We start from the raw sequence: 26321 nt of genomic DNA on the forward strand, positions 1-26321 counted from the left end.
CGGCCATGTCCTGCGATGAACGCAGCAGCGCACACGCGCCCTCGTCCGAGCCGGTGGCGGACCCCGTGGTCCGGCCGGTGAGCGCGCCGCGACAGCCTGGCCACACCCTGCGACGGCTGGAGGCGCTGGCCCAGGCCGAGCTGCGGCAGTTGCTGATCGCGCGTGGGCCGTCACCGCAGGACGCGCGCATCGCCGACCCGGTGTGGGCCGGCCTGGCCTGGGACATGGGCCTCAACGGCAGCGCGGTCGCCGCCGCCGGCACGCCGGCGCCGCTGGTGCACTTCCCGCTCTACGACGGCGACTGAGCCGATCGCGGTTGCAGTGGTGGCAGCGTGTGGAGCTTGCTGTGGGAGCGAGTTCAGGGCACCGCCAGAACGTCATCCCGCTCCATTTCGCCTGGGCGCACGCGGCCGAGCGGCTCATACGCGCTCCGCGGCTGTAGGAGCGGCTTCAGGGCACCTCTAATAACTCCGGGACGCATCCTGTAGGATCGGCTTCAGCCGCGACGGGCTTACTGGGAACGCTCCGTCGCGGCTGAAGCCGCTCCTACGTCGGCCAACAGCGTGTCTCGCCAGGCTGCGGCAAAAGGCCACCAAGCGCAGCAGCGTACGGTCGCGACGAGCCAGCGACACATGCCTGGCCGGCCGCATGCACCCTGTCCAGCGCCGGATCGCGGGATGGCCTCCTGTGGGAGCGACTTCAGTCGCGACGCGTGGCGCCATCCGGCGCGTTGATGCCTCCTGCCGTCGGGACTGAAGTCCCTCCTACACCCTGGCTTGCGCGTGGCGAGTGCGCTCCTTAGGCCGTGCCATCCGTCGCGGCCCAGGCTGCGGGGATATCCCATCGCCTGATGCCATCGTCGGCGTCGGGTCGCGGCGGAAGCCGCCTCTACGCTCGACGCCCAACATTTCTCGCGCTCCTACGCTCGGCGCGCAACGTCTCTCAAGCTAGCTCGGATTCTCCAGCGAGAACAGATCCGCCTGCTTGTCGTAGGCGAAGTACTCGGCATAGCGCGCCCAGCTGGTGACCGCCTGCACCGTCTCCGCCGCGTAGGCCTCGGACATGTGGTCTTCCAGCTCGTCGCGGAAGCGGCGCGCCGGCGCGTGATGCGCCGGGCGCTCGTCGAGCACGCGGCGGATGTGCGCGGCCAGCGGCACATAGGTGGCCAGGTGCTGGGCGAACAGTTGCTTGCGCGCATCGGTGCCCAGCTCGGCGAAGCGCTGCCCGGCCGGGGTCAGTTGCAGGTCGCCCTGTTCGAACACGGCAAAGCGCAGCAGTTGCAGGGTCTCGGCGATCGGGAACAGTTCGTCCACTTCCAGCTGCAGGCCTGCCGCCAGCGGCGGCAGGTCGGCGCGGCCGTGGTAGGGCTCGGCCGCCACGGCCTCGATCAGGCCGGCCAGCAGGTTGCTCGACACCCGCGGCAGGACCATGGCGATGCCGCTGCCCGGGAACACGCCCTCGCGGGTCTGCGGCCGCTGCGGGCTGGCGGTCATGCGTGCGTAGATGTCGTCGACCAGGGCACGGAACGCCGGTGCCAGGCGGTTGCGCGGCTGCGGCAGGGTCACCTCGATCTCGCCGATCACTCGCCCCGGGTTGGCGCCGAAGATGACGATGCGGTCGCACATCAGCACCGCTTCTTCGATGTTGTGGGTGACCATCAGGATCGATTCGATCGGCATGCGCCCTTCCGACCACAGGTCCAGCAGGTCGGTGCGCAGGGTCTCGGCGGTGAGCACGTCCAGCGCCGAGAACGGCTCGTCCATCAGCAGCAGCTTCGGCCGCACCACTAGCGCCCGCGCCAGGCCCACGCGCTGGCGCATGCCGCCGGACAGTTCCTTCGGGTAGGCGCCCTCGTAGCCGTCCAGGCCTATCAGGTCGATCGCCGCCAGGGCGCGCCGGCGGCGTTCGTCGGCGGCCACGCCGCGCGCCTCCAGGCCCACTTCCACGTTCTGCAGCACGGTCAGCCACGGGAACAGGGCGAAGCTCTGGAACACCATGGCGATGTCGTCGGCCACCTGGCCCGGCGCGGCGTCGCGGAAGGCGATGCTGCCGGCGCTGGGCTGCAGCAGCCCGGCGATGGCGCGCAGCAGGGTCGACTTGCCCGAGCCGGAACGGCCGAGCAGGCCCACGATCTGCCCCGAGTGCAGGGTCAGGTCGACGTCCTCCAGCACCACCAGCGGCGTGGCCCCGCCCTTGTCGTAGCTCTTGCGCACGCCCTGCACGCGGACCAGCGGGGCGCGCTCGGGCACGCTTGCGGAATAGCTCATGGTCGGTCTCCTGGAATCAGTCGAAACGCAGGCGGCGTTCGGCGAAGACGTACAGGCGTCGCCATACCGCACGGTTGAAGAGGGTCACGAACAGCGACATCACCGCCACCCCGAGCAGCACCCGCGCGCCATCGCCGGCGGCGGTGGCGCGGGCGATGTAGGCGCCCAGGCCGTAGGCCTGCACCTGGGTATGGCCCCAGCTGGCCAGCTCGGCCACGATGCTGGCGTTCCAGGAACCGCCCGACGCGGTCAGCGCGCCGGTGATGTAGTACGGGAAGATGCCGGGCAGGATCACCCGCCGCCACCAGGTCCACGAACGCAGGTGGTAGATGCTCGCCGCCTCGCGCAGATCGGTGGGAAAGGCGCTGGCGCCGGCGATCACGTTGAACAGGATGTACCACTGGGTGCCGAGGATCATCAGCGGCGACAGCCAGATGTTGGGATCGGCGCCGGTGCGGACGATGGCCAGCACCGCGAACGGGAACAGCACGTTGGCCGGGAACGCGGCCAGGAACTGCGCCAGCGGCTGCACCCGCTGCGCCACCTTCGGGCGCAACCCGATCCACACGCCGATCGGCACCCACACCAGGCTGGCCAGGGCGATCAGCACCACGACCCGCAACAGTGTGGCCAGGCCGCCGCCGAAGGCCTCGGCGAGGTCGTGCAGGCCCAGATGGCGGCGGCCGTAGTCGTAGGCGAACCAGGCCGCGGCCGCGCCGGCCAAGGCTAGCGCTGCGCTCCACAGCCGGTCGCCCCACAGCCCGCTGCCGCCGGACGGGCGCGCCGCGGCCGCAGGCTGCGGCTGGCGCCGCGGTGCCCAGCGCAGCAGCATCGCACGCTGCCAGACCCAGGCCAGCGGCGCGACCAGGCGCTTGGCCAGGCGCGTGCGCCGCAGCAGGTCGTACAGCCACGACTGCGGCTTGTCCTGCGAGGCGGTGAGTTCGGCGCGGAACTTGTCCGACCAGGCCACGATCGGGCGGAACAGCAACTGGTCGTACAGCGCGATCAGCACCGCCATCGCCACGACCGCCCAGCCGACCGCGGCGAAGTTGCGCTGGGCGATCGCCAGCGCCAGGTACGAGCCGATGCCGGGCAATTCCAGGGTGTGGTCGCCGACACTGATCGCCTCGGAGGCGACGACGAAGAACCAGCCACCGGACATGGACATCATCATGTTCCAGATCAGCGACGGCGTGGCATACGGCGCCTCCAGCCGCCAGAAGCGCTGCCAGGCGCTGAGCCCGAAGCCGCGCGCCACTTCGTCCAGGTCGCGCGGCACGTTGCGCAGCGACTGGTAGAACGAGAACGCCATGTTCCAGGCCTGGCTGGTGAAGATGGCGAAGATCGAGGCCAGCTCCGCGCCGATCTGGCGGCCGGGGAACAGGCCCAGGAAGAAAGTCACGGTGAAGGTGAGGAAGCCCAGCACCGGCACCGACTGCAGGATGTCCAGCGCCGGCACGATCACCCGTTCGGCGCGCCGGCTCTTGGCGGCCAGGGTCGCCACCACGAAGGTGAAGAGCAACGAGGCGGCCATCGCCGCGAACATGCGCAAGGTGGTGCGCAGGCCGTACTCGGGCAACTGCCACAGATCCAGCGACACCGCGGCGGTGCCCGCCGGCGGCAGCGGCGCGCGCATGTCGGCGGCGCCGTGCAGCAGCAACGCGCCCAGCCCCAGCAGCAACCCGAACACCGCCAGATCGTGCAGGTTGGGCAGCACGCCGGGGCGGGCGGCGAGCTGTTCGGGCGCGGAGCGGTCGCGAGCGAATGGCAGCATAGGGAAATCCGGCAGGAGCGGCAGGCGGGGCCGCAGGGAAGAAGGACGCTGGCGCAGGCCGCGAAGCGGACCGCCCAGTGTGACCGCGGAAGATGTACGCCGTGCGTCAGCCGCTGCCGGCCGCGCCGGCATCCGCAGGCGCGGCGGTGCAGGCATGGCGTCGCCGCAGCGCACGGCCGAGCGGCGGCGGCGGATGGATCAGGGGCGATGGCAGGCGCATGGGCGGCTCCGACGACGGGCAACGCCAGGGGCTACGCTCGGAGTCCTCGCGGATCGGCTTGCGCTTTTTCGGAATCAAGGCCAGCGACGCAAGGGGCTGGCGAACGATCCCGTCCTGAGCGGACGGGACCCATCTGGGACGACCCAGACCGTGGCGGTCCTGTCAGCTCTGTCGCTGCAGCGTCGGTCCAGGATGACTGTCCAAGGAAGGTGGCCTCTGGCCGGGAAACGATGGGCGCGCGCAGTATAGCCAGCTGCTGCGCCGCCGCAAGTGCGCGCGGCGCAGCAGCGGCGGCGCATTCACTGCGCAGCCAGCACCAGCCGCGGATGCGTGGCCGGCGCCACCTGCTGGCGCGCGCGCAACCACGCCGCCAGCTCGCGCGGCGGCAACGGCCGCGAGTGCAGATAGCCTTGGATCTCGTCGCAGCCCTGCTCGCGCAGTAGCGCCTCTTCCTGCGCCGTCTCCACGCCCTCGGCCACCACCTGCATGCCCAGCGCGTGGCCGAGCTGCACGATCGCCTGGGTGACCTTGGCGGTGCCGCTGTCGTGCAGCATGTCCTGCACGAAGCTGCGGTCGATCTTCAGCCGCTGCACGGGGAAGCGGTTGAGGTAATGCAGGTTGGAGAAGCCGGTGCCGAAATCGTCGACCGCCAGCAGCACGCCTTCCTGCTCGAACAGTTCGAAGCAGCGGCGCAGCGACTCGCTGTCGCGGATCAGCGCCGACTCGGTCAGCTCCAATTCCAACCGTTTCGGCGACCAGCCATTGCGCTGGCACAGCTCGATCACCCGCTCGGCGAAGCCGCGGTCGCGCAACTGCATCGCCGACACGTTCACCGAGACCCGGTCGAAACTCAGCCCGGCCGCATCCCAGGCCGCGGCCTGGCGGCAGGCCTCGCCGATCACCCAATCGCCCAGGCGCACGATCTCGCCGCATTCCTCGGCGATGGGAATGAATTCGGCCGGATTGCAGTGGCCGTGGCCGGGACGGTGCCAGCGCAGCAGCGCTTCCACCGCCGGCGCCCGCTCGCCCGCCGCGTGCACCAGCGGCTGGTACACCAGCGCGAACTCCTCGCGGTCCAGTGCGCCGTGCAGGGCATGTTCGATCTCCAGGCGCCGCTGCGCGCGCAGCAGCACGTCCTGGCTGTAGTAGTGGCAGGTGTTGCGCCCGGATTCCTTGGCCGCGTACATCGCCGCATCGGCCGCACGCAGCAGGCCATCGAAGTCCTGGCGTCCCTCCTCCATCAGCGCGATGCCGATGCTGGCGCCGATCTTGATCACGTTCTCGCCGCTATGCAGCGGCTCGGCCAGCGCCGCGATCAGCTTGCGCGCCACGTGCCCGGCGTCGCCGGGCTCGGCCAGGTCGCGCAGCACCACCACGAACTCGTCGCCGCTGAAGCGGCCGAACAGGTCGCTGGTGCGCAGTTGCTGGTGCATGCGGGTGGCCGCCAGCTTCAGCAAGGCGTCGCCGGTGGCGTGGCCGAAGGAGTCGTTGATGCTCTTGAAGCCGTCCAGGTCGACGAACAGCATCGCCAGCGTGGTGCCGCGCCCCACCGCATCGTGCATCGCCTTCTCGGCCTGCTCGCGCAGCAGCTGGCGGTTCGGCAGGCCGGTCAGCAAATCGTAGTGGGCCAGCAATTCGATGCGCTCGCTGGCCTCGCGCTCGCGGGTGATGTCGCGGAACAGCACCACGAAGCGCTGCGGCAGGCCGTCGCGTTCGTCCAGCTCGATCAGCACCTGCACCCAGATGCGCTGCCCGGATGGGCGATGGAAGCACAGGTCCAGTTGCTCAGGCAGGCCGCCCTGGGCGATGCGCACCAGCGCCGACTCGAACGCGTCGCGCGAGTCCTGGGTGTACAGCGCCAGGGCGTGGTCCAGGTCGATGACCTCCTTGCGCAGGCCATGGATGCGGTAGCACTCCTCGGTCCATTGCATGCGCCGGGTGCCGACCTCGATCTCGCAGCCGCCGATCTTGCCCAGCGCCGAGACCCGGTTGAGCAGTTCGGTGCGCCAGCGGATCAGCGCGTCGGTCTGGCGCTGCTCGGTGATGTTCTGCACCTGGCCGAGCACCCGCTGGATACGGCCGTCGGCCTCCAGCTGCGGCTGCGCCCATACCCGCAGGTGCAGCGGCGCCTCGCTGCCGCACACCAGCTCGACCTCGAAATTGGCCGGCTTGGCCTCGCGCACCATGCGCCGCCAGATCGAGACCACCTGCGCCATCGAATCGCGGCTGAGCAGGCGCAGCCAGCCGCGGCTGTTGGGCGCCTGCTGGTCGTCCAGGCCGGTGACGCGCAGGAACTCGCGCGAGCACCACACCCGGTCGCGCAGCGGATCCCAGGACCAGCTGCCCATGCGGGTCATGCGCTGCGCCTCGCGCAGCAGGGTCTGCTGGTCGCGCAGGCGCTGCTCGAGCAGCTTCTGCTCGTGGATGTCGGTGTGCGTGCCGATCATGCGCAGCGGGCTGCCGTCGGCGGTGCGCGCCACGATGCGGCCGCGGTCCAGGATCCAGTGCCACTGCCCGTCCTGCCGGCGCAGGCGGAACTCGCACATGTAGGTTTCGGTGCGGCCCTCGAAGTGCGCGCGGATCGCCTGGCGCAGGCGCTCCTGGTCGTCGCCGTGGACCAGCGGCAGCAGCGCGTTCAGGCCATCGGCCGGGGCATCGCCGGCGTAGCCGAGCATCCGCTTCCAGCGTTCGGAGCGGAAGATCGTGTCGCTGGGGATGTCCCAGTCCCACAGGCCGTGCTCGGCGCTGTCCAGGGCGATCTCCCAGCGGGTGGCACCGTCGCTGCCGACCGGTTCGGGCACGCTGAGGGTATAGGCCAGCAGGCCGCCGCTGTCGTCGCGGACCGCGCGCAACCAGCCGTCCAGGCGCCGCCCGGCGGTACCGGGCAAGGCGCAGGCCAGCATCGTCTCGCCGCCGAGCAGGCGCTCGCGGACCGCACGCAACAGCTCGGCGTACGCCTCCACCGTGCGCGGCAGCTCCAGTGCCTGCGCTGCCCGGTTCGCCGCCAGCGGCCTGCCGTCGGCGTCCAACAGGACGAGCGCCGAGGTGAGCGGGTGCTGCAGCAAGCTTGCGATGACGCCTTGATCCACGCCGAGATGCTCCGTTTCGCCGCCCTGAAGGCCAGCGGTCGAAGGTGATAACGGCACCCGGCGGCATTAATTGAGCGCCGGCACCGCCCGGCGATGGGCCGCGGCGGCCGTCAGCGGCTAAGATGTCCGCCGGACACGGACCACCGCAGCAGGCTGCCGGGGCATGCAACCACAACGCGACAGCGCCCCGCCGATCCAGGCGACCTCCGGCATGCGCCTGGCGCAACGCCTGGACCACGGCATCTGGCGGGTGGTGCTGCTGTACGTGCTGCTGGGACTGGCGCTGTCGATTGGCAGCGACCTGATTTTGGTGCATTTCGTAGACGATCCCGACACATTGATCGTCCTGCAGTTGGTCAACGACGCCCTGTTCCTGGCCCTGACCGCGGTCGCCCTGTATTACCTGCTGCGCCCGCTGGTGCGCGCCGCGGTGCAGGCGCACACCCGGCTGGCGCTGTCGGAAGCCGGCTACCGGCAGATGTTCCACGCCAATCCCAGCCCAATGCTGGTCTACGACCTGGAAAGCCTGCGCATCCTCGACGTCAACCCCGCCGCGGTCGCCTTCTTCGGCTGGTCGCACGACGAATTCGTGGGCCTGGAGCTGGCCCGGCTGTGGCCGCCCAGCGCCAGCGCCCGCCTGGCCGAAGTGATCGAGACCATCCGGCAGACCCCGTCCAAGACCTGCGTGGTGGCCGAGCCGCTGCGCCTGCGCGACGGCAGCCAGTGCATGGCCGAGGCGCGCAGCACCAGCCTGGACTACCACGGCCGGCAGGCGCGACTGGTGGTGGTCAGCGACCGCAGCGCCGAATACGACGCGCAGCGCCGCCGCGACCAGGCCCTGCAGCATCTGCAGGAAGCGCAGGCGATCGCGCGGCTGGGCTCCTGGCAACTCGACCGGGCCAGCGGCCTGGGCCGCTATTCTGAGCAGGTCTACCGGATGCTTGGCCGGCGCGTGCCGGACCAACCGCGCCAGCACCGCCTGGAGGAACTGCTGGTGCCGCCGGACGTGGCGTCGCAGGCGCGCATCCAGCGGGTGATCGAGGACCTGTGCGGCAGCGCGCCGCTGCAACTGGACATGCTGCTGCCGGTACTGGCCGCCGACGGCCAGGCGCGCATGCTGCACCTGCGCGCCGAGTCGGCCAGCGACGACGACGGCGGCGCCTGCGTGCACGGCACCCTGCAGGACGTGACCGAGCACGAGCGCTCGCGGCGCCTGCTGCACGAGCGCGAGGAACAGTTCCGCGAACTGGTGCGGGTGCTGCCGGACGGCGTGGCGATCCTGCACCAGGAACACGTGCTGTACGCCAATGCCGCCTGCGCCGGGCAATTCGGCTTCGAGGGCGAGAACCTGCTCGGCGAGCCCCTGCAAGGCCTGGTCGACAGCGCCGACCTGGCGCAGGTGCGGCAGCGGATGGGCGCGGCCGGTGCCAAGGGCGAACGCGGCGCCACCGCGCGCATGCGCCGCCGCGACGGCTCGCTGTTCCACGCCGGGCTGTCGTTCGGCAACGTCCGCTACAGCGGCCGCGACTGCAAGCTGTTGATCGTGCGCGACCTCAGCGAACCGGAGCGCATGCGCGACGCACTGGCGCAGAGCAACCGCGAGCTGCAGGCGATGGCGCGGCGCCTGTTCTCGCTGCAGGAGGACGAACGCCGCGCGATCTCGCGCGACCTGCACGACGACATCGGCCAGGCGATCACCGCGATGAAGCTGTCCGCGCACGCGGCGCTGGACGAAACCGACGCCGCGCGCCGCCGCGAGGACCTGGACGAGATCGTGAGCCTGGCCGACAGCAGCATCACCAAGCTGCGCAACCTGTCCACGCTGCTGCGGCCGCCGCAGTTGGACGCGCTGGGCCTGGAGGCGGCGCTGCGCTGGCAGGCCGGCATGCTGTTCCGCGCCTCGCCGGTGCGCCTGCACCTGGACATCGCCGCCCTGCCCGAGCGCCCCAGCGGCGAGGTCGAGCAGGCCTGTTTCCGCATCGCCCAGGAGAGCCTGACCAACGTGCTGCGCCATGCCAGCGCCGGCGAGGTGCGGATGACCCTCGGCGACGAGGAACGCCGTCGCCTGCGCCTGGAAGTGGTCGACGATGGCGACGGCTTCGACCCGGCCGGACCGCGCGGCCTGGGCCTGATCGTGATGCGCGAGCGCGCGCAGAGCGCCGGCGGTACCCTGCAGATCGACACCGCGCCGGGCGCCGGCACCCGGGTGACGCTGTGCCTGCCCTACGCCACCGCGGCATCGCCGTCGCCCTCTCCTGGAACCTGAGCCGATGTGGAATCCCGCCAGCGCCTTGCCCATGGACGACGAACTGCCGTCGCGCCTGGGTGCGGGCCACCCCGCCCTGTCCGGCATGGTCGCCGAGGCGCTGGCCGGCGGGCCGGGCGTGATGTTGCTGCACATCGACATCGACCACTTCGCCTCGATCAACGAGAACATGAGCCCGGAGGTCGGCGACCAGGCGCTGGCGCTGCTCGCGCACCGGCTGCAGGCGCACCTGCGCGGCCGCGGCCTGCTGTGGCGCCATGGCAGCGACGAACTGGTGATGGCGGTGCCGCGCACCGCCGACGTGCCGCCGCCGGAGGCCTTCGCCGAGGAGATCCGGCAGCAGATCGAGCTGCCGCTGTCGGTGCTGCCGTACACGCTGTTCATGACCGGCAAGATCGGCGTGAGTCTGTGCCCCGAGCATTCCACGCGCCTGTCGACCCTGCTCGACTTCGCCGAGGACGCGGTCTACCAGGCCGCGCGCGAAGGCGGCAACCTGGTGCGCCTGTACGCCGCCGACGGTCCGCCCAGCGCGCACAGCGAAAGCATCATCTCGCGGCAGATCGTCGACGCCATTCCCAACGGCGAACTGCGCCTGCGCTACCAGCCGATGGTCAGCGCCCGCGATGGCCGCGTGGTCGGCATGGAATCGCTGCTGCGCTGGCAGTCGCCGACCCTGGGCATCCTGGTGCCGGAGCGCTTCATGCGCACCGCCGAGCGCCTGGGCGTGATCGTGCAGATCGGCACCTGGGTGATGGAAGGCGCGCTGCGCCAGGCGCGGCTGTGGCGCGACCAGGGCTTCGACGACTTCACCATCGCGGTCAACGTGTCCACCCTGCAACTGCTGCGCCCGACCTTCTTCAACGAGGTGATGTCGGCGCTGCAGGCGGCCGGGGTGCCGCCGCAGATGATGGTGCTGGAGATCAACGAGAGCGCGCTGACCAACAACGTCAACTTCGTCCACGAAACCCTGGCCAACCTGTGCCGCGAAGGCATCAGCCTGAGCCTGGACAATTTCGGCACCGGCGATTCCAGCCTCAGCGCGCTGGTGCGCTACCCGGTGGACAAGCTGAAGATCGACCGCAGCTTCATCAAGAGCGCGCCGGCCGGCAACCGCGAGGCGGCAATCGCCCGCGCGATCATCGCCATGGGTCACCAACTGGGCATGGTGGTCATCGCCAACGGCGTCGAATCGCAGGCGCAGCTGGGCTTCCTGCGCCGCAACGACTGCGACATCTTCCAGGGCTACCTGTTCGGCGAACCGATGTCCGCCGAAGCGGCGGGCATGGCCCTGCGGCGGCGCTACCTGCGCCCGGAATCGTTCACCGAGACCCGCCCGGACCGCACCCTGCTGCTGCTCGACGACGAAGAGAACGTGCTGCGCTCGCTGGTGCGCCTGTTCCGCCGCGACGGCTACCGCATCCTCGCCGCCGGCAACGTCCGCGACGCCTTCGACCTGCTCGCCACCAACGACGTGCAGGTGATCCTGTCCGACCAGCGCATGTCCGACATGAGCGGCACCGAGTTCCTGGGCCGGGTGAAGATGCTCTACCCCGACACCATCCGCCTGGTCCTGTCCGGCTACACCGACCTGGCCACCGTCACCGACGCGATCAACCGCGGCGCGATCTACCGCTTCCTGACCAAGCCCTGGAACGACGACGAACTCCGCGAACACATCCGCCAGGCCTTCCGCACCCACGACGAACAGCGGCGGGATGCGGGGCCCTGAAAAGCCGGGATTGGGGAATGGGGAATCGGGAATGGGAGAAGCCGCATCGCGGCTCTTCTTTTTTCAGGTCAGGTCAATGTGGCGACATCGGCGGCACCGAAGCCAATAGCGGCAGCGCTCCCGCTTTTCCGATTCCCCATTCCCGATTCCCCATTCCCAGCTACTTCGGCTGCCTCACCGGAATCACGATCCGGAACGTGGAGCCGTCGCCGACGGCGCTGCTCACGTCGATGCGGCCGTGGTGCTTGTTGATGATGCCGTAGGAGATCGACAGGCCCAGGCCGGTGCCGCTGCCGACCGGCTTGGTGGTGAAGAACGGGTCGAAGATGCGCTGCAGCAGGTCCGCCGGAATGCCGGCGCCGGAGTCCTTGAACTCGATCCACACCTCTTCGCCGTCCTGGCCGGTGCTGACCACGATGGTGCCGCGCTCGCCGATCGCCTGGCCGGCGTTGAGCAGCAGGTTCATGTACACCTGGTTGAGCTCGGACGGCAGGCACTCCACCAGCGGCAGGTTGCCGTAGTGGCGCTCCAGGGTGACCTTGTACTTGAGCTCGTTCCAGATGATGTTGATCGTGGATTCCAGGCCCGAGTGCAGGTCCACCAGCTTCCACGACTCCTCGCGGCCGGAATAGGAGAAATCCTTGAGGTCGCGGACGATGCGGGTGACCCGTTCGATGCCTTCGCGCGACTCGGCCATCAACTGCGGCAGGTCGCGGCTGATGAAGTCGATGTCGAAGCGGTTGCGGATGTCGTCGATCTCCGGGATCAGCGCCTTCGGATCCGGCGCGCGCAGGGCGCGCTCATAGGCCTCGATCAGGGTGAACAGGCTGCGCAGGTATTCCTGCAGGCTGCCCAGGTTGGAATGGACGTAGCCGATGGGGTTGTTGATCTCGTGGGCGACGCCGGCGGCGAGTTGGCCGATGGAGGCCATCTTCTCCGACTGCAGCAGTTTTTCCTGGGCGCCGTTGAGGCGCAGGTAGGCCTGGCGCAGTTCGGCGTGGCGCTGCTGCAGCTCCTGTTCGTAGTCCTGCTGGCCTTCGATGCCCTGGATCAGCATCAGGTAATGGCCGCCGGCCGCGTCGGCATGGAAGTACAGATGGGCCAGCACCACGTGCTGCTCGGTCGGCAGGCTGCCGCTCCAGCGGCCGCTGCCGCGCGCCTGCGACAGCGCATCGCCCGGCAGCCACTGCGCCAGATGCGAACCCAACGCGCCGGCATCGGCACTGGAGAGATGGCGGCGCGCGGCGCGGTTGGCCAACAGCAACTGGCCATCGGCGCGGAACAGCACCACGCCTTCGTACAACAGTTCGCTCAGGGCGAGCAGGCTCTCGCGTGGAGGCAGGGCAAGCGGTGCGTTGGGATTGATTTCGGCGAAATTCACGACAGGCGACGGGCGATCGATGGACGCCCAATATACGCCGTTGCCGCCGGCGGATGCGCGCCGTGCTGCGGCTTACGCGATCGCCAGGGGACGCTGAGCGAGCGGCGTGCTGGATTCGCCGTTGGCGTCGTAGGACGACGCGCTCTCGCTGCGGCCGAGGTGGCGCAGCGCCCAATTGACCTCGCGCCGGCGCCGCGACAGCAGCGCGCCGTTGGCGCGGTTGGCGTCGGCCAGCTCGCGCAGGCGCAGTTCGGCTTCGGCGCCGGCGGGCACGTCGGCCTCCAGTGCGCGCAATGCCGCCAGCTTGGCGCTGGTCGCCTGCATGAGGCCTTCCACGTTGTGATCCAACAACGCCTGGCGCTCGCCGGCGAGCGCGTCGCTGAGCTGCTGCAGGGGGTTGGTCACGGGCGTGTTCATGCGCCGAGTTGCCGATCCATGTCGATCATGCGGCTGGCGATCGCGTCGGGGTTGATCTTGTAGCTGCCGTTCTGCAGTGCCGAGCGCACCGCATCGACGCGGCTGCTGTCCACCGCCGGAGCGGCCGAGAGCTGGCGTTGCAGGGTCTGCAGGCCGGACGCCTCGCCGGTCAGGCGCAGGCTGTCGGTAGCAGCCGCCGCACCGACCGCACGATCCTTGCCTTCCTCGGACGCGCCGGAGGCGGCCTTGGTCGAGACGGACGACGTGCGAAGGGTGGCCGGGCTCGGCAAACTCCCTTCAATTTTCTGGGTCATGACGGACATCCTGTTACGGGTTCGGGGTAAGTAACGGCACAGCGTCGGAGAACTTTAGCCGGGATCTCATCGCGTCACTAAAACGTCGCCATTTTGTGACACAGTTCCCTGAACGATGCGCTTGGACGACAGGTTTTCGACGGTCACCCGCTCGTTTTCGCCCGCATCGCCCAGTGCGCGCCCGGACATGCGCACTTCCAGACCGCCGCTGCGCGCCACCAGCGCCACATTGTCGCCACGCCGGACCAGCCGCGGCGCGACCAGATCGGTGGCCGACAACAAGGTGCCGGCCGGCAGGGTCCGCCGCACCACCTTGCCGATCGCCGCCTCCGGTTCGGTCATCGCGGCGCCGACGATGCGCGCCGCGTCGCGCTTCTCGGGAACGATATCGGCCGCGCCGATGGTTTCTCCAGCGGACAGGCCGCGCGCCAGCACCAGGACGTGCTGCATGCGCCGCACCTTGACCGGCACGAACAGCCGCCAGCCGGTCTCGCGCGGGCAGCTCACTTCCACGGTCGTGGTGCCGGTCGGCTGGGCCTGCAACGGCACCGGGCACAGCGGCACCCGCACCGAGGGGTCCAGGGTCGCCTCGGCATCGGCGTCGGCCCCGGCCAGCGACAGCGCCGCGGCCCGGATCGAGTCCACCGGCTGGAAGTCCGCGGCCCAGGCCGGCGTCGCCGCCAGCAGGACCAGCAATAGGATCGGGCGCATCGCCGTCTCTCTGGGAAAGGTCGCCGGCACCATGCAAAGGCCGTGCCGCAAACCGCACACCCGATCCGGACCGCGCCCTCAAGTTCCACCGCGACGGCGCCGATATGAACGCCATGAGTCATGACCTTCTCAACCGAATCGACCAGCGCACCCGCTTGGCGGGCCACAACCGGCTCGCCCTGCTGCTGTTCCGGCTGGGCGGTCGTCAGCTTTTTGGCGTGAACGTCTTCAAGGTGCAGGAAGTGCTGCGCCGGCCGGAGCTGTTCCAGGTGCCGGGGCTGCCGCTGCAATTCTCCGGCGTCGCCGACGTGCGCGGGCGCTCGGTGCCGGTGCTCGACCTGGGCCTGGCCATCGGCCACCCGGAGCGCGAGCCCAACGCCGACACGGCGCCAGGCTATCTGGTGGTGACCGAGTTCAACCGTTCGGTGCAGGGCTTCCTGGTCAGCGGCGTGGAACGCATCGTCAATATCGCGGTGGAGGACATCCACCCGCCGCCGGAACTGGGCGCCGAGTCCAGCTACCTGACCGCGGTGACCCGTTTCCAGGGCGAGCTGATCCAGGTGATCGACGTGGAAAGCGTGCTGGCCGACATCGCCCAGACCCGGGTCGAGGCCAACCTGGATCCATCGCTGGCGCTCACCGGCCCGCAGTTGCAGGTGCTGGTGGTCGACGACTCGCGCGTGGCGCGGCAGCAGATCCGCAGCGTGCTGGACCAGCTCGGGGTCGCCGCGACCCTGCTCTCGGACGGCCGCCAAGCCCTGGACCATCTCTTGCAGATCCACGCCGCCGGCGAGAACCCGGCCGAACGCTACGCCATGGTCATCTCGGACATCGAGATGCCGGCGATGGACGGCTATACGCTGACGACGGAAATCCGCCGCCACCCCGGCCTGTCGGGCCTGTACGTGCTGTTGCATACCTCGCTGTCGGGCGTGTTCAACAATGCGATGGTCGAGCGCGTGGGCGCCAATGCCTTCGTCGCCAAGTACAGCCCCACCGAGCTGGCCGAGTACGTGCTGACCCGGCTGCGGGTCGTGGCCGCGGCCGCGCAGGCGGCCTGACCAAGGCGCCGCGGCCCGCCGCACGGTCGGCCTGGCGCCTAATGGATACCGCGGACGCTGCCGGCGTCCGGTGGCCGATCAGCTGATTTCCCGGGCCCCGCGCCGGGCTTTGGCACGCGCCTTGCCTGTGGTTTCGGCAACGAACCGCGGGATCGTGCCATGTCCAATCCGATCACAGCCTACTTCGGCGTCCACGGCGACGCCCTGCCGCTGCGCGAGCAGCGCATGAAACTGATCGCCAGCAACCTCAGCAACGTCGACACGCCCGGGTACAAGGCCCAGGACCTGGATTTCGACGCGGCCATGCGTGCCGCGCAGGGACAGCGCGAAGGCACCCAGCTGGCGGTCGACGACAGCCGCCACATCGCGGTCGGCGGCGATGGCCTGAACCCGTTCCAGATCACCCGTGCCGCCAGCCAGCCCAGCATGGACGGCAACACCGTCGATCCGGACGCCGAACGCGCCGCCTACGGCCGCGCCGCGCTGGAGTACCGCGCCTCGCTGAGCTTCCTCGAATCCAAGGTGCGCAGCATGCTCACCGCGATCACGGGCCAATAAGCATGAGCAACCTGCCGATCTTCGACGTCGCCGGCTCCGCGCTGCAGGCGCAGTCGGTGCGCATGAGCACCATCGCCAGCAACCTGTCCAACGCCGATTCGGTGGCCGGTTCGGCGGAGGCGGCCTACAAGCCGATCGAGCCGATCTTCCAGGCGGTGCGCAACCCGCACGACAGCAGCCTGACCTCGGTCAACGTCAAGGAAATCGCCCAGACCAACGCGCCGCCGATCAAGCGCTACGAACCCGGCCATCCGCTCGCCGACGCCGACGGCTACATCTATTCGCCCGATGTGGACCCGGTCTCGCAGATGGTCAACCTGATCTCCGCCTCGCGCAATTACCAGGCCGGCGTGGAGGTCCTCAATACCGCCAAGGAACTGGCGCTGGCCACCTTGACCATGGGCCGCTGAGCCGCCCTCCTTCCGCCGCGTCACGTCCCAGGATCGCTTCCATGACCAGCGTCACCACCTCCACCGATGCCTATTCCAGCCTGGGCCTGACCGCCTCGGGCAACACCAACACGACCAAGAACAAGGCGCTGCAGCAGGCCGACTTCCTGAAGCTGATGACCGAGCAATTGCAGCACCAGGACCCGCTCAAGCCGATGGACAACAGCCAGATGGTCGCGCAGATGGCGCAGCTGTCCACCGTGCAGGGCATCGGCGACCTCAACAAGACCGTCACCGCGCTGTCGGCGTCGATGAGCACCGACCAGGTGCTGCGCGGCGCCAACCTGATCGGGCACAAGGTGCTGGTGCCGTCGGCGACGCTGCCGCTGGCCGCCGAAGGCAGCACCGGCGGCCTGGTCGCGGCCAAGGCCGCGGGCGTGGTCGACGTCACCGTCAGCGATGCCAACGGGCAACCGATCAAGAAGATCAGCCTGACCACCGACAAGGCCGGCCAGCTCGATTTCGCCTGGGATGGCACCGACGCCAGCGGCAAGCGCATGCCCGCCGGCAGCTACAGCATCACCGCTGGGCAGACCGATGCCCAGGGCAACCAACTGTCCCTGTCCACGTACGTCCAGGCGCCGGTCGAGAGCGCCATCATCGGGTCGGACGGCATCTATCTCGATCTGACCGGGCTCGGCACCACGCCGCTGACCAACGTCCTCCGCGTCAGCTAACGCCACGCCCGACAATCCTCAGGAGTCCACCATGGGTTTCAATACATCGCTGTCCGGCCTCAGGGCGGCCAATACCGACCTCAACGTCACCGCCAACAATATCGCCAACGCCAACACCACCGGCTTCAAGGGCTCGCGCGCCGAGTTCGCCGACCAGTTCACGCTCAACGGCTACGGCCTGGCGCGCAACGCGGTGGGGTCGGGCGTACGCGTCAGCAACGTCGCCCAGCAGTTCTCGCAGGGCACCATCGATCCGACCGGGCGCAGCCTGGACCTGGCCATCTCCGGCTCCGGCTTCTTCACCCTGTCCAACAACGGCGCCCGCGTGTACTCGCGCGCCGGCAACTTCCAGACCGACGCCAACGGCTATGTGGTCAATCCGCAGGGCGCGCGCCTGCAGGTGTTCCCGCCGGCGAGCAACGGCAACGGCTTCGCGGTCGGCACCCTGAGCGACCTGCAGCTGCTGACCACCGACAGCCCGCCCAAGCAGACCGGCACGGTCAACCTGACCTTTACCCTGCCCGGCAACACCCAGCCGCCGACGGTGACCACGTTCAATCCGAACGATGCCAACAGCTACAACAACTCCAGCGGCGGCACCACGGTGTACGACTCGCTGGGCGTGGCGCACGTGCAGACCTCGTACTTCGTCAAGACCTCCACGCCCAACCAGTGGACCGTCTACAACTACGTGGACGGCGTGGCCGCCGGCGGCGCCAGCACGCTGCAGTTCTCCAACAGCGGCGCGCTGGTCAGCCCGGCCGACGGCAATATCCCGCTGGGCTCCTTCACCCCCGCCACGGGCGCCGGCACCCTGTCGCTAACCTTGAACGTGTTCGGTTCGACCCAGTACGGCGAAGCCTTCGCGCTGCGCGGCGCGACCCAGGACGGCTACGCCAGCGGCAAGCTCAACTCGATCAGCATCGACGAGAAAGGCATCGTCTACGCGCGCTACTCCAACAACGCGGACAAGGCGCTGGGCCAGATCGCGGTGACCAACTTCGTCAATCCGCAGGGCCTGAGTTCGCTCGGCGACAACGCCTGGGCGGAAAGCTCGGCGTCCGGCATCGCCCGCACCGGCTCGCCGGCGACCTCGGATTTCGGCAGCGTGCAGTCCGGCTCGCTGGAATCCTCCACCGTCGACCTGACCGAGCAACTGGTCAACATGATCGTGGCGCAGCGCAACTTCCAGGCCAACTCGCAGGTGATCTCGACCCAGGATCAGGTCACGCAGACGATCATCAACATGCGTTGATGACCCACGGGAATCGGGAATGGGGAAACGGGAATCGTGAACGCGGTTCCCGCCACCGACCTCCCGCTTTCCGCCATTCCCGATTCCCCATTCCCGGTTCCCTCCAATGGACAAAGCCCTCTACGTCGCCATGACCGGCGCCCGCGCGTCGCTGCAGGCGCAGGCCACCGTGTCGCACAACCTGGCCAACGTCGAGACCTCCGGGTTCAAGGCGGCGCTGGCCAATACCGAGGCCTATCGGATTCCCGGCGCCGGTTATCCGTCGCGGATCGATGCGGTGCATATCGACCAGGGCTTCAACCGCGACGTCGGCGCGCAGCACCTGACCGGCAATCCGCTGGATGTGTCGCTGGATGCCGATCGCTGGCTGGCGGTGCAGTCCGCCGACGGCAAGGAGGCCTACACGCGCGGCGGTGAATTGGCGCTGACCCCGAACGGCCAGTTGGTCACCGCCAGCGGCCATGCGGTGCTCGACGACCAGGGCAATCCGGTGGCGATTCCGCCGCACCAGTCGCTGGAAATCGGCAATGACGGCACGGTGTCGATCGTGCCGCTGGGCGAAGCCCCCACCGCGATGAACACCATCGCCACCCTCAAGGTGGTGCAGGCGCCGGCGGACCAGCTCACCCGCCGCCCCGACGGCCTGATGCGCAACGTCAGCGACGATCCGGCCAAGGCCTTCGCGCTCGCCACCGGCAATTCGCTGCGGACCGGCGTGCTCGAGAGCAGCAATGTCGATGCCGCCGGCGCGCTGGTGCAGATGATCCAGTTGCAGCGCCAGTTCGAAATGCAGGTGAAGGTCATCAAGAACGGCGACGAGAACGCGCAGTCGGCCAACACGCTGTTGCGCCTGAACGGCTAAGACGCGCCGCGGCGCCCGCAGGCGCCGGTTTGGCACGGCACATGCATCAGTCCCTGCGCCCCCGGCGCGTCGTGCCGGGGCCACCATCAGAGGAATTCGGGTCATGAATCAGGCTTTGTGGGTCGCCAAGACCGGACTGGATGCGCAACAGACGCGCATGTCGGTCGTCTCCAACAACCTGGCCAACACCAACACCACCGGCTTCAAGCGCGACCGCGCCAACTTCGAGGACCTGCTGTACCAACAGCTGCGGCAGCCCGGTGGTGCCAGTTCCTCGCAGACGCAGTTGCCCTCCGGCTTGCAGGTGGGTACCGGCGTGCGCGTGGTCGCCACCGCCAAGGATTTCGAGCAGGGCAGCCAGCAGCAGACCGACCGCGCCCTGGACGTGATGGTCAACGGCCGCGGCTTCTTCGAAGTGCAGATGCCGGACGGCACCTCGGCCTACACCCGCGACGGCAGCTTCCAGATCAACGCGCAGGGCGAGCTGGTCACCAACAGCGGCTACCCGATCCAGCCGGGCATCCAGATTCCGGAAGGCGCGCAGTCGGTGACCATCGGCGCCGACGGCACGGTGAGCGTGCAGATCGCCGGGACCGCCGCGGCGCTGCAGGTCGGCGCGCTGACCCTGACCGACTTCATCAATCCCTCGGGCCTGCAGGCCCAGGGCCAGAACCTGTACGTGGAAACCGCCGCCTCCGGCCCGGCGACGAACGGCACGCCCGGCCTCAACGGCCTCGGCAAGATCGCGCAGGGCGCGCTGGAAGGCAGCAACGTCAATGTGGTGGAAGAGCTGGTGAGCATGATCGAGACCCAGCGCGCCTACGAGATGAACGCCAAGGCCATCTCCACCACCGACTCCATGCTCGGCTATCTGAACAACAACGTCTGATCCCTTCGCCTCCGGAATCCGCCATGTCGCGCCTGTCCTCCCTCTCCTTCTCCGCCGCGCTGTTGCTGCCGGTCCTGCTCGGCGGTTGCGCCGGCCTGGGCGTGGCCGCTGGCGACGTGCGTCCGTACGCGCCGATGGCGCCGATCGTGCCGGTGATGGCGCCGCAGGCGCAGCCCACCGCCGGTGCGATCTACGCCGCCGGTCCCGGCCTGCAGCTGTATTCGGACCGCCGCGCCCGCGACGTCGGCGACCTGCTGACCATCACCCTGGTCGAAAGCACCGCCGCCAGCAGCACCGCCAACACCAGCATCAGCAAGAAGGACGCGGTGACCATGGCCACGCCGACCCTGCTCGGCGCGCCGCTGACCGTCAACGGCACCAACATCCTCAACAACGCCACCAGCGGCGACCGCAGCTTCGCCGGCAAGGGCAACACCGCGCAGAGCAACACCATGCAGGGCAGCATCACCGTGACCGTGATGCAGCGCCTGCCCAATGGCAACCTGGTGATCCAGGGCCAGAAGAACCTGCGCCTGAACCAGGGCGACGAGCTGGTGCAGGTGCAGGGCGTGGTCCGCGCCGCCGACATCGCCCCGGACAACACCATTCCCTCCAGCAAGGTGGCCGAAGCGCGGATCGCCTACGGCGGCCGCGGCGCGGTCGCGCAGTCCAACGCGATGGGCTGGCTGAGCCGCTTCTTCAACTCGCGCATCTCGCCGTACTGAGGCCCGCCATGAATCTCCTGTCCCTGCCCTGCCGCCTGCTTGCCGCCGTCGCCCTGTGCGCCGGCCTGGCCGCGCCGGCCGCGGCCGAACGCATCAAGGACCTGGCCCAGGTCGGCGGCGTGCGCAACAACGCGCTGGTCGGCTACGGCCTGGTGGTCGGCCTGGACGGCAGCGGCGATCGCACCAGCCAGGCGCCCTTCACCGTGCAGAGCCTGAAGAACATGCTCGGCGAGCTGGGCGTCAACGTGCCGGCCAACGTCAATCCGCAGCTGAAGAACGTGGCCGCGGTGGCGATCAGTGCGCAGTTGCCGGCGTTCGCCAAGCCGGGCCAGACCATCGACATCACCGTCTCCTCGATCGGCAACGCGATCTCGCTGCGTGGCGGCACGCTGCTGATGGCGCCGCTGAAAGGTGCCGATGGTCAGGTCTATGCAGTCGCGCAGGGCAACCTGGTGGTCGGCGGCTTCGGCGCGCAGGGCAAGGACGGTTCGCGGATCTCGGTGAACGTGCCCAGCGTCGGCCTGATCCCCAATGGCGCGACGGTGGAACGTGCGCTGCCGGACGTGTTCGGCAACACCGGCGAGATCACCCTGAACCTGCACCAGCCCGATTTCACCACCGTCTCGCGCATGGTCTCGGCGCTGGAAAGCACCTTCGGCCCGGGCAGCGCGCACGCGGTGGACGGCTCCACCGTGGCGGTGCGTTCGCCCACCGACCAGAGCGCGCGGATCGGCCTGCTGGCGCGCATCGAGAACGTCGAGCTGTCGCCGGGCGCGGCGCCGGCCAAGGTGGTGGTCAACGCCCGCACCGGCACGGTGGTGATCGGCTCGCAGGTGCGGGTCAGCCCGGCGGCGATCTCGCACGGCTCGCTGACGGTGACCATCAGCGAAGGCACCCAGGTCAGCCAGCCCAATGCGCTGAGCGGCGGCCAGACCGTGGCTACGCCCAAGTCCACCATCACCGCCACCAACGAAGGCAGCCGCATGTTCAAGTTCGAGGGCGGCACCTCGCTGGATCAGATCGTGCGGGCGGTCAACGAGGTCGGCGCCGCGCCTGGCGACCTGATCGCGATTCTGGAAGCGCTCAAGCAGGCCGGTGCCCTGAGCGCGGAGCTGGAGGTGATCTGACATGCGTATCTCGGCCGCTCCCTTCGACCTGCACGCCTCTACCCAGAACGATCCGGCCAAGATCGACAAGGTCTCGCGCCAGCTCGAAGGGCAGTTCGCCAACATGCTGGTCAAGAGCATGCGCGAGGCCAGCTTCGGCAACTCGCTGTTCCCGGGCGAGAACCAGACCTTCCGCGACATGTACGACCAGCAGCTGGCCAAGGGCCTGACCGACGGCAAGGGGCTGGGCCTGGCGGCAATGATCGCCAAGCAGCTCGGCGGCGGGCAGCCGGCGGCGAGCGAGACGCCCAACACGGCGCTGGGCGCAGCCAAGGCGGCCAAGGCCTACTCGCTGGTGTCCGGCCAGTCCGGCAACGGCCCGATGCCGCTGCAGGGCGAGGCCGCACTCGGCGCCGGTGCCGCGGCCGGCGCCGGCGTCGGCCCGTGGAGCAGCGCCGATGGCGCGGCCCCGCAGCACCAGGTCGACCAGGTGCTGGACATGATCGCCGGCCGCGAGAGCAGCGCCATGCACCAGGCCATCGGCAGCAGCCCGGCCGACGGCAGCGCCGGCCTGTCCTGGGCCGGCGCCGACGACCGCTGGTCGAACCTGCAGGCGGCCGCCGACAGCGGCAGCGCCATCGATCCCAGCGCCGCGGCGGCCGCCAATGCCGCCGCGGCCAGCCTCGGCGAGCGCACCCCGGAAGGCTTCGTCGCCAAGATCTGGAACCATGCGCAGAAGGCCGCGCAGGAACTGGGCGTGGACGCGCGCGCCCTGGTTGCGCAGGCCGCGCTGGAAACCGGCTGGGGCCGCCGCGGCATCTCCCGCGGCGACGGTGCCAGTTCCAACAACCTGTTCGGGATCAAGGCCACCGGCTGGAGCGGCGAGCGCGTGACCACCGGCACCCACGAGTACGTGGACGGGGTCAAGCAGTCGCAGACCGCCGATTTCCGCGCCTATTCCTCGCCGGCGGAGAGCTTCGCCGACTACGTGCGCCTGCTGAAGACCAATCCGCGCTACCAGCAGGCGCTGAAGGCCGGCACCGACATCCGCGGCTTCGCCCAGGGCCTGCAGCGCGCCGGCTACGCCACCGACCCGGCCTACGCGGCCAAGATCGCCGCCATCGCCGGCGGCCCGACCATCGGCCGCGCGGTCGCCGCGATCGGCAGCGCCGCCGCCGGCGGCATCGAACGCGTGCTGGCCAGCACCGTCGATTCGTCCGGCCTCGTGCGCCGCTGAGGTAGCCGCCCATGTCCATCCTCTCCACCGGTACCGGCGCCCTGCTCGCCTTCCAGCGGGCCCTGTCCACGGTCAGCCACAACGTCGCCAACATCAACACCGACGGCTACAGCCGGCAGCGGACGACGTTCGCGACGACGGTCCCCAGCCAGTACGGCAGCCAGTTCATCGGCAACGGCACCCAGATCAACGACATCTCCCGCGTCGCCGACCAACTGGCGATCTCGCGCCTGTTCGACAGCACCGGCGAAGTCGCGCGGCTGAAGCAGTTGTCCAGCCTGTCCAGCCGCGTGGACGGGCTGTTCTCGGACAAGGCCACCAGCCTCGCCGGGCAGTGGTCGAACTTCTTCGACGCCACCACCGGCCTGTCCTCCAACGCCTCGGCCAGCGCCAACCGGCAGAACCTGCTGGACGCCGGCAATTCGCTGGTCACCCGCTTCAAGCAGCTCAACGGCCAGCTCGATTCGCTGAGCAGCGAGGTCAACAACGGCCTGCTGGCCGGCACCGCCGAAGCCAACCGCCTGGCTACCGAGATCGCCAAGCTCAATGGCCAGATCGGCTCCAACGCCAACGCCGCCGCGCCGGACCTGCTCGATCGCCGCGACCAGATGATCAGCCAGCTCATCGGCTACACCGGCGGCAGCGTCATCCAGCAAGACGGCGGGATGATGAACGTCTATACCTCCGGCGGCCAGGCGATGGTGGTGGGCACCAACGCCTCGACGCTGGTCGCCAGTCCCGACCCCTACCAGCCGGAGCGGCTGCAGATCGCGGTGAAGACCCAGGGCGGCTCGACCCCGCTGAGCGAAAAGGCGCTGGGCGGGCAGATCGGCGGCTTCCTGGAGTTCCGCAGCACCGTCCTGGATCCGACCAAGGCCGAACTCGGTCGCATCGCCACCGGCCTGGCGAGCACCTACAACCAGCAGCACCACGCCGGCATGGACCTGTATGGGCAGATGGGCGGGGATTTCTTCAATCTGCCGCCGCCGACCGTGGACGGCAACAGCGCCAACACCGGCACGGCGGCGTTCACCGCCAGCGTCAGCGACCTGAGCAAGCTCGACGGGCAGAACCTGCTGCTGACCTACAACGGCACGAGCTGGAACGCCAGCCGCGCCGACACCGGCGCCAGCGTCCCGATGAGCGGGTCCGGCACCAGTACCGACCCGTTCGTGGTCAACGGCGTGACCCTGCAGGTGTCCGGCACCGCCGCCAGCGGCGACAAGTTCCTGCTGCAGCCCACCGCCAACACCATCAACAAGCTGTCGGTCGCCATCAGCGACCCCTCGCGCATCGCCGCGGCCACGCCGATCCAGGCCAGCGCCACGCTGAACAACCTGGGCACCGGCAAGGTCAGCAACGTCACCGCGACCGACGCCAGCAACGCCAACCTGCTGACGCCGGCGAACATCGCCTTCATCGATTCCACGCATTACTCGATCAACGGCGGCGCGCCGCAGACCTACACCGCCGGGCAGACCATCAGCGCCAACGGCTGGAGCCTGACCATGGACGGCGTGCCGTCCGCCGGCGACAGCTTCGCGGTGGGTCCCACCGGGGTCGGCTCGAGCAACAACGGCAATGCCCTGCTGCTGTCCAACCTGGACGATGCCAAGGCCTTCAACGGCGGCACCATCACCCTCAACGGCGCGGTGGCCGGCCTGACCACCACGATCGGCTCGTCGGCACGCCAGGCCAAGTACGCGGCCGACGCGCAGGACGTGATCCAGAGCAGCGCCCAGGATGCGCGCGACTCGCTGTCCGGCGTCAATCTCGACGAGGAAGCGGCGGACATGCTGCGGCTGCAGCAGGCCTACCAGGCGGCCTCGCGCCTGATCTCCACCGCCGACACCCTGTTCCAGTCCATCCTGAGCGCGGTCCGATGAGCAATCGCATCTCCAGCGGCATGATCTTCAATCAGTCGCTCAACACCATGCTCGGCAAGCAGGCGACGATCTCGCACCTGCAGCAGCAACTCTCCACCGGCCAGCGCCTGGTCAGTGCGGCCGACGACCCGGTCGCCGCCGGCACCGCGGTCAGCCTGGATCGCACCGTGGCCGCGCTGGCCCGCTTCGGCGACAACGCCACCAACGTGCAGAACCGGCTCAACCTGCAGGAGAACTCGCTGTCGCAGGCCGGCGACCTGATGGCGCGGGTCAAGGATCTGGCGGTGGAAGCCAATAGTTCGGCGCTCACCACCCCCGACCGCAAGGCCATCGCCGCCGAGCTGAAGACCCTGCACGACAGCCTGCTGAGCCTGTCCAACAGCACCGATGGCTCCGGCCGCTACCTGTTCGGCGGCACCGCCGACGACGCGGCGCCCTTCGCCGTGGTCTCAGGCAACGTGGTCTACAGCGGCAACCAGACCCAGCGCAGCGTGGAAGTGGCGCCGGACACCAAGGTCTCCGACACCCTGCCCGGCAGCGAAATCTTCATGCGCGTGCCCACCGGCGACGGCACCGTGGACGCGCATGCGGCCGCCGGCAACACCGGCACCGGCCTGCTGCTGGACTTCAGCCGCGACAGTTCCGGCAGCGCCTGGAACGGCGGCAGCTACAACGTCGTGTTCACCGCCGCCACCACCTACGAGGTGCGCGACAGCAGCGGCACCGTGGTCAACACCGGCACCTATGCCGCCGGCGAGAGCATCGGCCTGCCCGGGCTGAAGATGCGCGTGGACGGCGCGCCCGCGGCCGGCGACAGCTTCCAGATCGGCCCGTCGACCACCAAGGACGTGTTCTCCAGCATCAGCGACCTGGTCGACCTGCTCAATACCGACCCCATCACCCCCGCGGCCAAGGCCGCCCTGCAGAACGGCCTGCAGTCGTCGATGCGCGACATCACCCAGGCCTCGTCGAAGCTGATCGACGCGCGTGCCGCCGGCGGCGCCCAGCTGGCGGCGATCGACAGTGCCACCGACCTGCGTTCCGCCAACGACGTGACCCTGAAGACCACGCTGTCCTCGCTGCGCGACCTCGACTACGCCCAGGCCATTTCCCAGTACCAGTTGGAACAGTCGGCGTTGAAGGCGGCACAGACCATCTTTACCCAGATGCAGAAGATGTCCCTGTTCGATCGCCTCGGCTGATCGGCGATTCCCCGGATATACCGAAAGGCCCGGAGCGCGGCGACGCCTCCGGGCCTTTCGCGTTATACAAAGATCGTCATTGCCAAAGCCGCCGTAAACAAATCGCACGGATCGCTAAAGTTTGCCAACGCCAGGCCGAAACAGTCTCTTCGCCGTGTTCCGGACGCGTTGCAAATCGCCGGATCGGCCTATTTTCCGCAGCAAATCGCTAAAGGTTGCGGACCGACCGCCGTTACTTATACCAGC

Annotated in this window: 22 protein-coding genes; 15 read left to right on the forward strand and 7 right to left on the reverse strand. The window is 69.2% G+C overall.

Annotated features, from left to right (window positions below; translation table 11 throughout):
- The first annotated feature begins 5 nt into the window (after window positions 1-5).
- Complete coding sequence (locus tag AC1PME_RS10630) at window positions 6-305, forward strand: hypothetical protein (protein ID WP_254458018.1); 300 nt, start codon at window positions 6-8, stop codon at window positions 303-305.
- Window positions 306-947: 642 nt separating this feature from the next.
- Here the strand turns inward: AC1PME_RS10630 and AC1PME_RS10635 are convergent.
- From AC1PME_RS10635 to AC1PME_RS10645, 3 genes are all read right to left on the reverse strand, one after another.
- The gene (locus AC1PME_RS10635) at window positions 948-2267 is read right to left on the reverse strand and encodes an ABC transporter ATP-binding protein (RefSeq protein WP_048489799.1); all 1320 of its coding nucleotides are present in this window, start codon (window positions 2265-2267) and stop codon (window positions 948-950) included.
- A gap of 16 nt (window positions 2268-2283) precedes the next feature.
- Window positions 2284-4041: an ABC transporter permease gene (locus AC1PME_RS10640; protein WP_481095869.1), complete on the reverse strand. Its 1758-nt coding sequence runs from the start codon at window positions 4039-4041 to the stop codon at window positions 2284-2286.
- Between the two features lie 519 nt (window positions 4042-4560).
- Complete coding sequence (locus tag AC1PME_RS10645; RefSeq protein ID WP_481095870.1) at window positions 4561-7350, reverse strand: sensor domain-containing protein; 2790 nt, start codon at window positions 7348-7350, stop codon at window positions 4561-4563.
- A gap of 163 nt (window positions 7351-7513) precedes the next feature.
- On the opposite strand from AC1PME_RS10645, the gene AC1PME_RS10650 reads away from it, so the two are divergent.
- Complete coding sequence (locus AC1PME_RS10650; protein WP_481095871.1) at window positions 7514-9616, forward strand: PAS domain-containing sensor histidine kinase; 2103 nt, start codon at window positions 7514-7516, stop codon at window positions 9614-9616.
- A 4-nt stretch (window positions 9617-9620) separates the two neighbouring features.
- Window positions 9621-11345 (forward strand): EAL domain-containing protein, encoded by a 1725-nt coding sequence (locus AC1PME_RS10655; RefSeq protein WP_254458022.1) that lies wholly within the window; start codon window positions 9621-9623, stop codon window positions 11343-11345.
- Window positions 11346-11505: 160 nt separating this feature from the next.
- Here AC1PME_RS10655 and AC1PME_RS10660 read toward each other — a convergent pair whose 3' ends face one another.
- From AC1PME_RS10660 to flgA, 4 genes are all read right to left on the reverse strand, one after another.
- The gene (locus AC1PME_RS10660; RefSeq protein WP_481095872.1) at window positions 11506-12726 is read right to left on the reverse strand and encodes an ATP-binding protein; all 1221 of its coding nucleotides are present in this window, start codon (window positions 12724-12726) and stop codon (window positions 11506-11508) included.
- Window positions 12727-12798: 72 nt separating this feature from the next.
- The gene (locus AC1PME_RS10665; protein WP_307550543.1) at window positions 12799-13143 is read right to left on the reverse strand and encodes a flagellar protein FlgN; all 345 of its coding nucleotides are present in this window, start codon (window positions 13141-13143) and stop codon (window positions 12799-12801) included.
- Window positions 13140-13457, reverse strand: a complete 318-nt coding sequence (flgM, locus tag AC1PME_RS10670) for a flagellar biosynthesis anti-sigma factor FlgM (RefSeq protein WP_048489805.1) — start codon at window positions 13455-13457, stop codon at window positions 13140-13142. Before flgM ends, AC1PME_RS10665 begins: the two co-directional genes overlap by 4 nt.
- 66 nt (window positions 13458-13523) lie before the next feature.
- Window positions 13524-14168, reverse strand: a complete 645-nt coding sequence (gene flgA / locus AC1PME_RS10675; protein ID WP_307552959.1) for a flagellar basal body P-ring formation chaperone FlgA — start codon at window positions 14166-14168, stop codon at window positions 13524-13526.
- 113 nt (window positions 14169-14281) lie between these two features.
- On the opposite strand from flgA, the gene AC1PME_RS10680 reads away from it, so the two are divergent.
- The 12 genes from AC1PME_RS10680 (at window position 14282) to flgL (ending at window position 26075) form a co-directional block, all read left to right on the forward strand.
- Complete coding sequence (locus tag AC1PME_RS10680) at window positions 14282-15229, forward strand: chemotaxis protein (protein WP_254458025.1); 948 nt, start codon at window positions 14282-14284, stop codon at window positions 15227-15229.
- 159 nt (window positions 15230-15388) lie between these two features.
- Window positions 15389-15787 (forward strand): flagellar basal body rod protein FlgB, encoded by a 399-nt coding sequence (gene flgB / locus AC1PME_RS10685; protein WP_017908569.1) that lies wholly within the window; start codon window positions 15389-15391, stop codon window positions 15785-15787.
- A 2-nt stretch (window positions 15788-15789) separates the two neighbouring features.
- A complete protein-coding gene (gene flgC, locus AC1PME_RS10690) occupies window positions 15790-16197 on the forward strand; it encodes a flagellar basal body rod protein FlgC (protein ID WP_254458026.1) in 408 nt (135 codons plus the stop codon).
- Window positions 16198-16238: 41 nt separating this feature from the next.
- Complete coding sequence (locus AC1PME_RS10695; RefSeq protein WP_254458027.1) at window positions 16239-16913, forward strand: flagellar hook capping FlgD N-terminal domain-containing protein; 675 nt, start codon at window positions 16239-16241, stop codon at window positions 16911-16913.
- A 31-nt stretch (window positions 16914-16944) separates the two neighbouring features.
- Complete coding sequence (gene flgE, locus AC1PME_RS10700; protein ID WP_254458028.1) at window positions 16945-18168, forward strand: flagellar hook protein FlgE; 1224 nt, start codon at window positions 16945-16947, stop codon at window positions 18166-18168.
- A gap of 106 nt (window positions 18169-18274) precedes the next feature.
- Window positions 18275-19030, forward strand: coding sequence for a flagellar basal body rod protein FlgF (locus tag AC1PME_RS10705; RefSeq protein WP_254458029.1), 756 nt, complete (start codon window positions 18275-18277; stop codon window positions 19028-19030).
- A 103-nt stretch (window positions 19031-19133) separates the two neighbouring features.
- Complete coding sequence (gene flgG, locus AC1PME_RS10710) at window positions 19134-19919, forward strand: flagellar basal-body rod protein FlgG (protein WP_254458030.1); 786 nt, start codon at window positions 19134-19136, stop codon at window positions 19917-19919.
- A 23-nt stretch (window positions 19920-19942) separates the two neighbouring features.
- Window positions 19943-20644 carry a flagellar basal body L-ring protein FlgH gene (gene flgH, locus AC1PME_RS10715; RefSeq protein ID WP_254458031.1) on the forward strand — a complete coding sequence of 234 codons (702 nt, stop codon included), beginning with the start codon at window positions 19943-19945 and terminating at the stop codon, window positions 20642-20644.
- Window positions 20645-20652: 8 nt separating this feature from the next.
- Window positions 20653-21771 carry a flagellar basal body P-ring protein FlgI gene (locus AC1PME_RS10720; protein ID WP_019796242.1) on the forward strand — a complete coding sequence of 373 codons (1119 nt, stop codon included), beginning with the start codon at window positions 20653-20655 and terminating at the stop codon, window positions 21769-21771.
- Window position 21772: 1 nt separating this feature from the next.
- The gene (gene flgJ, locus AC1PME_RS10725; RefSeq protein ID WP_481095873.1) at window positions 21773-22987 is read left to right on the forward strand and encodes a flagellar assembly peptidoglycan hydrolase FlgJ; all 1215 of its coding nucleotides are present in this window, start codon (window positions 21773-21775) and stop codon (window positions 22985-22987) included.
- Window positions 22988-22998: 11 nt separating this feature from the next.
- The gene (gene flgK / locus AC1PME_RS10730) at window positions 22999-24873 is read left to right on the forward strand and encodes a flagellar hook-associated protein FlgK (protein WP_481095874.1); all 1875 of its coding nucleotides are present in this window, start codon (window positions 22999-23001) and stop codon (window positions 24871-24873) included.
- The gene (gene flgL / locus AC1PME_RS10735) at window positions 24870-26075 is read left to right on the forward strand and encodes a flagellar hook-associated protein FlgL (protein ID WP_481095875.1); all 1206 of its coding nucleotides are present in this window, start codon (window positions 24870-24872) and stop codon (window positions 26073-26075) included. The genes flgK and flgL overlap by 4 nt, the downstream gene beginning before the upstream one ends.
- Window positions 26076-26321 lie beyond the last annotated feature (246 nt).

The organism is Xanthomonas sp. NCPPB 901 (genome assembly GCF_056725085.1).